The organism is Bacillota bacterium, assembly GCA_036504675.1.
Lineage (GTDB): Bacteria > Bacillota > Sulfobacillia > JAJYWN01 > JAJZPE01 > DASXUT01.
On record DASXUT010000040.1, the window covers coordinates 1 to 12,195 of the forward strand.

Here is a 12,195-nt window from a genome sequence, read left to right on the forward strand (position 1 = left end):
CGAATGGCCGCGGGCCGACCATGCCCGCGGCCTCTTCACATCGCCGCGGACGAGTCCACCTCCCACGGAAGGCGAGGCTAGAGCCGAGCCGAACGCACGGGGAGGTTTTTTCATGTCCATCCTGACCGTCAAGGACGTCAGCAAGTACTTCGGGGCTCAACGGGTCCTCGATCACATCAGCTTCGCCATCGGCCGCGGGGAGCGGGTCGGCCTGGTCGGCCGCAACGGCGTGGGCAAGACCACCCTCTTGCGCCTGATCATGGGGCAGGAAGAAGCGGACTCCGGGGAGATCGCCATCGCCCACGGTTGCCGCCTCGGTTACCTCGAGCAGGAGGCGACCTTCGACCCCGAGAGGTCGCTGTCGGAAGAGGTGGGTCGGGTCTTTGACCCCCTCCGGCGCAAGGAGGATGAACTCCGGGCGGTCGAAGCGGAGATGAGCCGACCGGACGTCGTCGCCGACCCCGAGCGGTTGGAAAAAGTGATGGCCCGCTATACCCGGTTGACCCACGAGTTCGAGGCAGCCGGCGGATACGACTATGCCGCCGAAGTCAAGGTCACCCTGGGCGGCCTGGGCTTCGCCCCCGAGGAGGGCGGGCTGCCGATGGGGGCCCTCTCGGGGGGCCAGAAGACCCGGGCCTTTCTGGCCAGACTGCTCCTGGGGCGGCCGGACCTGCTGCTCCTCGACGAACCCACCAACCATCTGGACATCCAGGCGGCCGAGTGGCTCGAGGAGTACCTGTCGCATTTCCCGGGGGGCATCCTCATCGTCTCCCACGACCGCTACTTCCTCGACTCCGTCGCCCAGAAGATCATCGAGCTCGATGAGGGCGGGGCCGAGCAGTACACCGGCAACTTCAGTTCCTACGTGGCCCAGCGCGACGAGCGGAGGCGGCGGCAGGAGACCGAATACCGGCGCCAGCAAGAGGAAGTCGCCGAGATGAAGTTCTTCATCGCCAAGTGGAAGGCCGGCACCCGGTCGACCCTGGCCAAGAGCGTTGAGAAGCGACTGGCCAAGGTCGAGCCGATCGGCCGTCCGCGCTCGACGGTGACGATGAAGCTCCACTTCAACGTGGCCGAGACCGGCGGCCGCGAGGTCCTCAAGCTACGTGGGTTGGCCAAGGGCTACCCCGGGCGCGAACTGTTCCGCGGGGTCGACGCGACGGTCGTGCGCGGCGACCGGGTCGCCCTGATCGGCAAGAACGGCACGGGCAAGACCACCCTCCTCAAGATCGCCATGGGGATGATCGAGCCCACGGCCGGGCAGGCCGTCTGGGGCGGCGGGGTCGAGGTCGGTTATTTCTCTCAGGACCTCGACGACCTCGACGACGCCAAGACCGTCCTCGATGAGATCATGGGCTGCGGCGACTTCCTGCCCGGCCAGGCCCGAAGCTACTTGGGGCGCTTTCTGTTCCGCGGGGAGGAGGTCCATAAGCTCGTCGGGACCCTCAGCGGCGGCGAGCGCAGCCGGCTGTACCTGGCCAAGCTGGTCCTCGGCCGGGCCAACGCGCTGGTCCTCGACGAACCCACCAATCACCTGGACCTTGAATCCAAGGAAGTCCTGGAGGAAGCCCTCAAGGACTACCCCGGGACGATCGTCGTCGTCAGTCATGACCGCTACTTCATCGACCGGTTGGCGACGAGGGTCTTCGATATCGACGGGGGTCGCATCGCCCAGTACCGCGGCAACTACACCACCTACCGGATGGAGAAGGCGAAGCAGATGGCGGCTCAGGCGAGCGGCGCCGGGGCGGCACTGGCTCCCAGGACGGCGCCCCGCCACGAAGAATTCGACAGGCCGCGCCCGGGGCGCGGCGGCGGCCGACGCGAACGGGAGGGAAAAGACCTCGAGCTGACCATCCTCGCCCTCGAGAAGGAGAAGGCCGCTCTCGACAAGACCATGGGCGACCCGGGCTTCTACCGCCGCGACGGCCACGAGGTCCGGGAGACCATGCGCCGCTATGAACAGCTCATGCTGGAGCTTGACCAGGCCTACAAGCGGTGGGAAGAGTTGATTCAGCGGTAGCCGGGGATGGGGTCTCGGGCCAGGCCGCGCATGGCGCGGAGGTCCCCCGCGGGCGCCGCCATGCGTCGCGCTCCTGCTTTCGAGGCGCCCTTCAGGAAGGAAATCGCCCCCAGGGGGACGAAGGACTACCTAATAGGCAACCTTCGCCGAAGGAGGCCTCCGCCAGTCATGAGCAGAGAGCCCATCGATGATCGAACTCGGGTCGTGGTCAACATCTTTGGGGAAGAATACCCCATCAAAGGCGCGGGACGGCCGGAGTACCTGCAGGAGCTGGCCGCCAGCGTGGATCGCAAGATGCGCCAGGTGTCGGAGACCCACCCGCGCCTGTCGGTCAGCCGGGTGGCGGTGATGGCCGCCCTGCTGATGGCCGACGAGTTGCAGAAGCTGAAGGAACAGCACGATCGCTTGACTGAGATGTACGAGCAGGAATGGGAACGGCGGAAAGACCGCAGGGCCAACGAGTGAGGCGAGACTCCGAAGGCGGGGGGCGGGTTGTCGCCCCGCGTTTCTTTTTGTGGTTGGGGGTGAGGGGTTGAAGAATGCCGTCGTCGCCGGAATGTTCGAGGAGATCGCTGAACTGCTGGCGATCAAGGGGGGCGACAAGGCCGATTCCTTCAAGGTGCGGGCCTACGAACGCGCCGCCCGGACCATCGAGGGCCTGACCGAGGACATCGAGACCATCGCGGCTGAGGACCGCCTGACCGAGCTTCCCGGCATCGGCGAGGCCTTGGCCGGCAAGATCGAGGAGGGCCTCGCCAAGGGCACCTGCGCCTACCTAGAGGAGTTACGGCGCGAGTTCCCCGCCGGGCTCCTGGAGATGCTCCGGGTGCCGGGGGTCGGGGCCAAGACCGTGGCCCGGGTCTACCACGACCTGAAGCTCCAGAGCCTGGCCGAACTGGAGGCGGCGGCGCGGGCCGGCCGACTCCAGGGCCTGTCCAAGATCGGCCCCAAGACCGAGCAGAACATCATCGACGGGATCGAGAGGCTGAAGCGGTCGCACGGCCGAATTCCGATGTGGAGCGCCCGGCCCCTGGCCCAATCGATGGTCGACCGCCTGCGTATCCTGCCGGAGGTCGAGCGGGTGGAGATGGCCGGCAGCCTTCGCCGCTGGCGGGACACGGTCGGCGACATCGACCTGGTGGCCTCCTCCGAAGACCCGGGCCGGGTGATCCGGGAGTTCACGAAGCTCCCCGAGGTCACCGCGGTGACCGGGGCGGGGGAAACCAAGGCCAGTGTGATCGCCCTTGGCGGGGTCCACGTCGACCTCCGGGTCCTGCCCGCCGAGGACTTCTACACCTCGCTGCACCACTTCACCGGGTCCCAGCCGCACAACGTCAGACTCCGCGGGATGGCCCGCAAGATGGACCTGAAGATCAACGAGTACGGGGTCTTCCAGGTGGCCGACGAAGAGGCCGTTTCCGAGGACAACCCGCCGCCCGGCGGGGGCGGGGAGAAGCTCCACGTCGGCAGCGAAGAGGACCTCTACAAGCTACTTGGCCTGCCCTTCATCGAGCCGGAGCTGCGCGAGGACCGCGGGGAGATCGAGGCCGCCGAACAGGGGTGCCTGCCTCACCTTATCGAGCAGAAGGACATCCGGGGCGACCTTCACACCCATACCAATTGGAGCGATGGTACGACGACCATCACCGTGATGGCCGAGGCCGCCCGCAACCGCGGTCGCGAGTATCTGGCCATCAGCGACCACACCAAGTCGTTGGCCTTCGCCCGCGGTCTCGACGCCGAGCGCTTGCGGCTGCAGGGCGCCGAGATCGCCGCCTACAACCGGGACCACGATGGCCAGGATTTCCGGCTGCTGGCCGCCAGCGAAGTCGACATCCTCCCAGACGGCCGCCTGGACCTCCCCGACGACGCCCTCCGGGAACTGGATTTCGTCACCGCTTCGGTTCACAGCGGCTTCCGTCAGACCATCGAGCAGATGACCGAGCGGGTTCGCCAGGCGATGAAGAACCCCCACGTCGACTCGATCGGGCACCCCACCGGCCGTCTCATCGGACGGCGTGAACCCTACGAGATCGACCTCGAGAAGGTCATCGAGGGAGCCCGGGAGACGGGGACCTTCCTGGAGATGAGCGCCTCGCCCGACCGCCTCGACCTGTCGGACCTCAACGCCCGGCGGGCCAAGGAGCTCGGGGTGAAGCTGGTCATCAACACCGACGCCCACGACCCCCGGCGACTCGACGAGATGATCTTCGGGGTTCACAACGCCAGGCGGGCTTGGCTCGAACTGCCCGACGTGGTCAACGCCCAGCCCTGGGAGGACGTGCGCAAGTGGCTCAAGAAGGGTTGATGGAAGCGGCGGGCCGGCCGGCCGCTCCGCCGGTGCCGGCCGCGCCGCCCCCGGCCCCGCGCCGCGTCTTCCTCTTCTTCATTGATGGGTTCGGGATCGGCCCGGACGACCCAGCCAAAAACCCGGTGCTGGCGGCTGATTTGCCGACTTTGGAGAAGCTCCTCGGCGGGCGGCGTCCGGTCCTCAGTGGCCTGGCCGGCCTGGCCGAGCCGATTTTGGCCGAACCGGCGACGATGGTCCCGGCCGATGCTTGCCTGGGCGTGCCCGGTCTGCCCCAGAGCGCCACCGGGCAGACCGCCCTCTTCTCGGGAGTCAACGCCCCGGCCCTCCTCGGCCGCCACCTCAACGCCTATCCCAACGAAGCCCTCAGCCAGGTCCTCAAGGAGAAGGGGCTCCTGCGGCGGGCCGTCGATCGCGGCCTTCGGGCCACCTTCATCAACGCCTTCACCCGCTTCTACACCGACCTCGTCGAGTCGGGCGGCCGGCAGCCATCGGCCTCGACGGTCACCGCCCTCGGGGCGGGGTTGCCCCTGCGGACGGTCGACGACCTCCTCGCCGGCCGCGCCGTCTATCACGACATCACCAACGAGTGGCTGATCGCCCGGGGCTTCGAGGTGCCGGTCATCGACCCGGAGACGGCCGGGCGGCGGGCCGCGGCCATCGCCCGCGACCACGAGGTCTCGATGTTTGAGCACTTCCTGACCGACTTCGCCGGGCATGCCCAGGACATGGACCAGGCGGTGATGGTCCTCGAGCGGATCGATCACTTCCTGGGGGCCTTCCTGGCCGACTTTCCCCTCAATGACTCCCTGGCCGTCATGGCCAGCGACCATGGGAACATCGAGGATCTCAGCGTCAAGACCCACACCCGGAACCCCGTCCCGGTGATTGCCATGGGCGCCGGCCGCGAGGCGTTGACCGCCTGTGTGGCGGCCATTACCGACGTCGCCCCGGCGATGATGAGCCTGCTGGACTCCGGCCTGGCCGGCGCCGGCGGGGGACACACGGACGGGCGAGAGGAGCAGACTCCAGCCAGATGATGGACGAACGGATCCTCCGGGCCCTCGAATTCGACAAAATCCGCGAACACCTGGTCGATGAGGCCTCGTGTTCGCTCGGCCGCGACATCGCCGCCGCCCTAGCCCCGTCGGGCGACGTGGGCGTGGTCCGGCGTTGGCAGAGTGAGACCACCGAGGCCCGGGATGTCCTGGCCCGGCTCAGCTCGGTGCCCCTGGGCGGGCTGCACGACATCCGGCCGCACCTCGGTCAGGCTGAGCGGGGAGCCCTCCTCACCCCGCCGGAGTTCCTCGAGATCGCCGACACTATCCACGCCTCCCGCCGCCTGAAACGCTTCTTCGCCGACGACCGGCTGAAGGCGCCCGTCCTAGCCGAGATGGCCGCCGGACTCGGGGTCTTCGACGCCCTCGAGGCCGAGATCAAGCGGGTCATCACTGATCAGGGCGAGGTGGCCGACAACGCCAGTCCGGAACTGGCCCGGATCAGACGGGCCAGGCGGACCCTTCAGGGGCGCATCCGGGACAAGCTCGACTCGATCATCCGCTCCGCCGAGCACGCCAAGTATCTTCAGGACCCGATTATCACCATCCGCGGCGACCGCTACGTCGTCCCGGTCAAGCAGGAGTTTCGCGGGCAGTTCAGCGGGGTCATCCACGACCAGTCGTCGAGCGGGGCGACCCTCTTCATCGAACCGATGGCCGTGGTCGAGTTGAACAACGACCTTCGCCAGGAGGAACTCCGGGAGCGGGACGAGGTCCAGCGAATCCTCCGCTTGCTCACGGCGAGGCTGGCCGGGGAGGCCGAGCCGTTGCGGGCGAGCCTCGAGCTCATGGCCCGCCTCGATTTCGCCTTCGCCAAGGGCAAGCTGAGCCTGGAGATGAGGGCGACCGAGCCATTCCTCAACGCCACCGGGCGGCTGGAGATCCACGGCGGCCGGCACCCACTCCTGCTGCGCCGCCTGGTCTCGGACGGGGCCGGGGGCTCCGGCGAAGGTGGCGCCCCGCGCGAGGTCGTCCCCATCGACGTCCCGCTGGGCAAGGACTTCGATACGCTGGTCATCACCGGGCCCAACACCGGCGGCAAGACGGTGACCCTGAAGACCATCGGTCTTTTGACCCTGATGGCCCAGGCCGGGTTGCACGTCCCGGCCGCCGACGGCACCGAGCTCTCGGTGTTCGCCAAGGTCTTCTGCGACATCGGCGACGAGCAGAGCATCGAGCAGAGCCTGTCGACCTTCTCCTCGCACATGCGGAACATCGTCGCTCTCCTACGGCAGGCCGACGACGAGTCGCTGGTCCTATTGGACGAGCTGGGGGCCGGCACGGATCCCACTGAGGGGGCCGCCCTCGGCATGGCCATCCTCGAGCACCTCCACGCCAAGGGGGCCAAGACGGCGGCCACGACCCACTACAGCGAGTTGAAGGCCTTCGCCTACTCCCGGCCGCGGGTGGCCAACGCCTCGGCCGAGTTCGATGTCGAGACGCTGAGGCCGACCTATCGGCTCATCGTCGGGTTGCCCGGCCGGTCCAACGCCTTCGAGATCGCCAAACGGCTGGGCCTCGACGAGCCGGTCATCGACCGGGCGAGGAGCTTCATCTCCCAGGACGAGATGAAGGTCGAGGACCTCATCGTCAACATGCAGGCCGACAAGGTCATCCTGGAACGCGAGCGCCGCGACGCCCAGATCCTCAGGGAACGGGCCGAGCAGAAGGTCCGCGAGGTCGAAAAGCGCGAGGGCGACCTGCGCCAGAGGGAGCGGGACATCCTCGACCGGGCCCGGCAGGAGGCCTCGTCGGTGGTCTCCAGGGTCAAGCGCGAGGCCGATGAAGCCCTCAAGGGGCTGCGGTCGGCGGCCGCCGCCGGCGACGAGAAGGCCCGCGGGCGGGCCATCGAGGAGGCCCGGAAGCGGCTACGCGAGCTCCAGACCGAGGTCCGTGAGAAGACGGCCGGCCCGGCCGAGCCGGTCCCCGAGGGCAAGGGCCCGGGGGACCTCAGGACGGGCGAGATGGTCTTCTCCTTCAGTCTGCGCCAGCGGGCCCGGGTGTTGGCCGAGCCGGGCGCCGACGGCAAGGTCCGGATCCAGGTCGGGGTCATCCGGACGACCGTCCCCCTGAGCGACCTGGTCAGAGTGGAGGACGAAGACCGCGCCGCCGAGCGGACCAACATCAACCAGATGGCCTCGGATAAGGCCCAGGCCATCTCAAACGAACTGGACCTCCGCGGCCTGACCGTTGAGGAGGCCATCGAGGCCGTCGACAAGTACCTCGACGACGTCTCCCTGGCCGGCCTGAAGAAGGTCTTCGTCATCCACGGCAAGGGGACGGGAGCGCTACGCCAGGCCGTTGGTTCGCACCTGCGGTCTCACCCGGCCGTCAAGGCCGCCCGCCTCGGTGACCAGCACGAGGGCGGGGAAGGGGTGACCGTGGCCGAGCTGGGGTAGGAGCCGACCTTGAGCGGCGCCAGGAGACCGGGTTGACATAACCCTAGAAACGACACAGGATGACGGACCCCGGCGGAACGCCCGCCGGGGTCCTTCTTTGCCCGAGCTATGAGCCCAATTGTGTCGAGCCATGTCGATATGGGTCAAACGGAAGGCGTAAAGTGGAGGGAGTTTCCAGGCGAACTCATTGATGGGTGAAGATTCAGATTAATGGCTCTCCGACTGGAAAAGGGGGATGCGTGATGCGGTCCCGCCGCCGGATCCTTGCGGCCCTCGTGGTGGTGGCCATGCTGATGACCTCCGGCCCAGCCTTCGCGGCTCGACCGGGAGGCGGAATCACGCCGCAGGCGACCACGGGCGTAAGCGTCAGCCCAAACCCGTATGACCCGACGGCCGGGCAGGCCCTGGTCGTCTCGTGGTCCTACGACACCATTGACCACCAGACCACGATCAGCGTGTCCGGACCGGTCAACGACAGCTTTCCAGCCTACGGTCATGTTGGAACCAATAGCTATATCATCGGACTCCCACAATGGCCTGATGGCTACTACACGATAACCGTGGCCCCGGCCGACCAATGGAGCGGCTACTCGGGCTCAACGGGGTTGGTGGTCAAGAGGGGTGCCGGAACACCCGAGCCGCCCCCGCCGCCCCCGCCCCCGCCGCACCCCGCACCGTCAGGAATGACGCTCCAGAGTAACCCACTGTATACGCCGTACCAGACGGTGTGGATACCGGTGCCCAGCTTCCCCTCCAACGTCCCGGCGGTGACGGGGGCCCGCATCAGCGTCAGCGCGGGTGGGGCCGGATCCCTTGAGCAGTCGACCAGCACGCCGTCGGGAGGCAGCTATGTCTTCACCTTCACCCCGCCGGCCAGCGGGACGGTGGTCGTGACGGCCGCCTACCTGTTCGCCGACGGGGTGCCTGGAGATACGACCAGCACCTCTTTCACCTACATCCCCAAGCCGGCGGCCCCGGCCATCACCACGAGCCTCCAAAGCCCATCGGGAAACCGGGTGGTGACCGTGCGTGGCTCCGTCTCGACCACCGGCACGCCGGTCGCTCTGGTCACCCTGCGGAACGGTTCGTCGATCGTGGCCAGCGTGAGCCCCAGTGGCGGGTCGTGGTCAACCTCGGTGACGCTGAAGGAAGGCTACAACCACCTGACCGCGGTGGCGACCAGCCCCGCCGGGATTTCCTCCGACGAATCGAACGCCCTCGATGTCCTCTATGATCCGGTCAAGAAGTATGACGGAGACCTGGCACCCAGCGCGGCCCAGCAGACGCTGGGCGGGTCCTATACCTCCGGGTTCTGGGCCGACCCCATCAACACGGCGACGGGCAACTTCATTCATACGGAGACCGACCTCGTCCTCTACGGTCGGCTGCCGATGGCCTTTGAGCGCTACTACAACTCCCTGGACCCGTTCTTCGGGTCCCTGGGCAACGGCTGGAAGCACAGCTTTGAATACGCCCTGGACCTGCGTCAGGCCGGCCTGGCTATCGTCACGCGCCCCGATGGTCGGAGGGACAACTATCACCTCGTGGGCGGGACCATCGAACCGCCCCCCGGGGTGGCTGACACTCTGGCCCGGGACCGAGCCGGCCGCTATTCCCTGCGGACCCAGGACGGGCTGACCTATGCCTTTGACAGTTCGGGCCGGCTGGCGTCCATTCGCGACAGGGACGGCCGAACCCTGACGGTCGGCCAGACCACGATCGCCGGCTTTTCGCGGGTCGCCTCCGTCCGGGACTCGGCCGAACGGGGCTTCGCCTTCACCTATGACGATCGCGCCCGCCTGACCACGGTGACCGACAGCGCCGGGCGCAGGGTCTCCTTCCGGTACGACGACGTCGACAACCTGGTCAAGGTGATCTCCGTCGACGGCCAGGCGACCACCTACAAATACGACGACCGGGACCAGATGACCGAGATCGTCGGGCCCGACGGCCGGACGATCATCCGCACCGCGGCAACCTCATCAGGGTGCAAAAGCCGTCGGGCGCCGTGACCCGCCTGACCTACGACGCCAACGACCAACTGACGCGGATCTGGGACGACCAGGGCGCCCTGACCGCCTTCACCTACAACGCCGTCGGCTTGCCGGAGACGGTGACCGACGCCCGCGGCGGCGTAACCCACTATGAGTACGACACCGCCGGCCGGCCGACCAAGGTCACCGACGCGCTGGGCCGGGTCACCGTCGTGGCCTACAAGTGGCGGGGCCAGGTGACCTCGCAGAGCCTGCCGGGCGGGAACGTCGTCACCTATGAGTACAACGTCGACGGCACCCTGGCGCGGGTCCACGACTCCGTGGGGCGGGGCGCCTCCTACACCTACGACTTCAATGGCAACGTTCTCACCGAGACCGACGCCCTCGGGAACACGACGACCTACGAACGCGACGCTAACGGATGGGTCACCGCCGTCAAGGACCCGTCCGGGGCCATCACCCACTATGACTACGACGTCAACGGCCGGCTGACCGCGGTCAGGAGCCCGTCCGGCGGGACAAGCTCCTTCGAGTACGACGCGGCCGGCCACGTCACCGTGGCCAGGAACGCCGTCGGCGGCGCGAACCGCTACGAGTATGACATCGCAGGTAACATCCTCCGGTCCACCGACGCCCACGACCTGGCGACGGCCATCGCCTATGACGCCGCCAATCGACCGCTGACGGTGACCTACCCGTCCGGGGCCACGGTCGCCTATGAGTATGATCAGGCCGGCCGCGCGGGCCGGGCCAGGGACATCCGCGGAGGGTGGACGGTCTACGAGTACGACGGGCGCGACGGCGTCGCCTCGACCACCGACCCGCTCGGCCGGGTCACCCGGGTCGAGCGCGACGCCGCCGGTAACGTCACCCGGCTGATCGACCCGGCGCGACAGCTCTGGACCTACGACTACGACGCCCTCAACCGGTTGACCGCCTCGGCCGACCCGCTGGGGAACCGCCGGACGACGGCCTACGACCAGGCCGGCAACGTGGCCAGCGTCATCGACCCGCTGGGCCGCAAGACGACCTACGACTATGACCCGGCCGGCCGCCTCCTGGCCAAGACCGATCCCCTCGGCCAGGTCATGAAGCGGTCCTACGATGAGGGCGACCGCCTGCGGACGGCGGCCGACCCGCGGGGCGCCGTCACCAGCTACTCCTATGACGCCCGCGGGCTCTTGACCGGGGTGGCCGATCCTCTAGGGCGCCAGACGACCTACGGTTATTCCCCCGACGGGCGGCTGGCGGCCAAGACCACGCCCGACGGGGCGATGACCGCCTACGCCTATAACCCGGCCGGCTGGCTGACCGACATTGCCTACGACGACGGGACCTCCGTCTCGTACGGCTACGACCAGGCCGGCCTGCCCCAGTGGATGAAGGACCCGACCGGGGTCACCCTCTACACCTACGACGACCTCTACCGCCTGGCCGGGGTGACCGACCCCGAGGGGCGGAAGGTCGGCTACGAGTACGACCAGGCCGGCGCGGTGACCGCGGTCACCTATCCCGAGGGTCAGACCGCCAGGTACGGCTACGACACACTCGGTCGCCTGGAGACCGTCCACAGCGCCCAGGGGACCTACGCCTACACCTATGACGACCTGGACCGCCCGGTCAAGCTGAACCGGCCTAACGGCCTGACGACGTCGTACTACTACGACCCGGCCGGGAACCTGAACCTCATCGAGAACGCCAAGCCTAAAGGCGACCTTGCCTCCAGCTACCTGTACACCTACGACGCGGCGGGCCAGATGTCCGGCGTCACCGAGGACTACACCGACCGGACGAACTACGCCTACGACGCCGCCGGGCGCCTCGTTTCGGCCGTCCGGCCGAACGGCGAGTTCTACCGCTACGCCTACGACGCGGCCGGGAACCTGGTTTCCGAGGCGCGCGGCGAGTATGGTAAGGACGGGACCGTCAAAATCTCCGAGACGACCTATGATGTGGACACGGCCGGGCAGATCGTAACGAGCACCCGGACCGGCGACAAGGGCCCTGTCGTCACGAGCTACGAGTATGACGCCAACGGGCGCCTGGTCTACACCGAGGGCCCCCGCGGGGAGGAGGAGGACCAGGAAGAAGAAGGGAAGCCCGAGGGCACCGACGAAGCTTCGGGCGGGAACGGCGACCCGTTATCTCATGGGAAGGGGGCGGGGAAGGGCTCGGCGGACTCCATGGCCGACGGCTCGGGCGATGAGCGGGCCGCCGCAGACGAGTCCGAAGAGGACGGTTGGCTGACCACCGAGTACATCTACGATGCGACCGGGCGCCTGGTTGAGGTCTGGACTTGACCCGCTTTCGTGGACAACCCTACACTTGGGATGTAGGGAAGTCCAGGAAGGGTGGGGTCAATGCCAAGAAGCCATCCCCCGTATCCGGCTGAGTTCCGGTCTCAGGCTGTTGA

The 12,195-nt window shown here is 67.8% G+C and carries 7 protein-coding genes; all 7 read left to right on the forward strand.

Annotated elements, in window-relative coordinates:
• Nucleotides 1-112: 112 nt before the first annotated feature.
• The 7 genes from VGL40_03185 to VGL40_03215 all read left to right on the forward strand — a co-directional run bounded on the left by VGL40_03185 (nt 113) and on the right by VGL40_03215 (nt 12,082).
• Nucleotides 113-2,023 carry an ABC-F family ATP-binding cassette domain-containing protein gene (locus VGL40_03185; GenBank protein HEY3314272.1) on the forward strand — a complete coding sequence of 637 codons (1,911 nt, stop codon included), beginning with the start codon at nt 113-115 and terminating at the stop codon, nt 2,021-2,023.
• Between the two features lie 168 nt (nt 2,024-2,191).
• Nucleotides 2,192-2,488: a cell division protein ZapA gene (locus VGL40_03190; protein HEY3314273.1), complete on the forward strand. Its 297-nt coding sequence runs from the start codon at nt 2,192-2,194 to the stop codon at nt 2,486-2,488.
• A gap of 67 nt (nt 2,489-2,555) precedes the next feature.
• Nucleotides 2,556-4,331 (forward strand): DNA polymerase/3'-5' exonuclease PolX, encoded by a 1,776-nt coding sequence (gene polX / locus VGL40_03195; GenBank protein HEY3314274.1) that lies wholly within the window; start codon nt 2,556-2,558, stop codon nt 4,329-4,331.
• Nucleotides 4,313-5,371, forward strand: coding sequence for a metalloenzyme (locus VGL40_03200; protein HEY3314275.1), 1,059 nt, complete (start codon nt 4,313-4,315; stop codon nt 5,369-5,371). The genes polX and VGL40_03200 overlap by 19 nt, the downstream gene beginning before the upstream one ends.
• Nucleotides 5,368-7,788: an endonuclease MutS2 gene (locus VGL40_03205; protein HEY3314276.1), complete on the forward strand. Its 2,421-nt coding sequence runs from the start codon at nt 5,368-5,370 to the stop codon at nt 7,786-7,788. Before VGL40_03200 ends, VGL40_03205 begins: the two co-directional genes overlap by 4 nt.
• A 242-nt stretch (nt 7,789-8,030) precedes the next feature.
• On the forward strand, nt 8,031-9,800 hold the full coding sequence (locus tag VGL40_03210; protein HEY3314277.1) for a DUF6531 domain-containing protein: 1,770 nt from the start codon (nt 8,031-8,033) through the stop codon (nt 9,798-9,800).
• On the forward strand, nt 9,797-12,082 hold the full coding sequence (locus VGL40_03215) for a hypothetical protein (protein ID HEY3314278.1): 2,286 nt from the start codon (nt 9,797-9,799) through the stop codon (nt 12,080-12,082). The genes VGL40_03210 and VGL40_03215 overlap by 4 nt, the downstream gene beginning before the upstream one ends.
• The last annotated feature ends 113 nt before the right edge of the window (nt 12,083-12,195 follow it).

What these genes read in the sequence shown, in the direction of transcription:
- VGL40_03185 (HEY3314272.1), top strand. Translation starts at nt 113, where the DNA reads ATGTCCATCCTGACCGTCAAGGACGTCAGCAAGTACTTCGGGGCTCAA.
- VGL40_03190 (HEY3314273.1), top strand. Translation starts at nt 2,192, where the DNA reads ATGAGCAGAGAGCCCATCGATGATCGAACTCGGGTCGTGGTCAACATC.
- VGL40_03205 (HEY3314276.1), top strand. Translation starts at nt 5,368, where the DNA reads ATGATGGACGAACGGATCCTCCGGGCCCTCGAATTCGACAAAATCCGC.
- VGL40_03210 (HEY3314277.1), top strand. Translation starts at nt 8,031, where the DNA reads ATGCGGTCCCGCCGCCGGATCCTTGCGGCCCTCGTGGTGGTGGCCATG.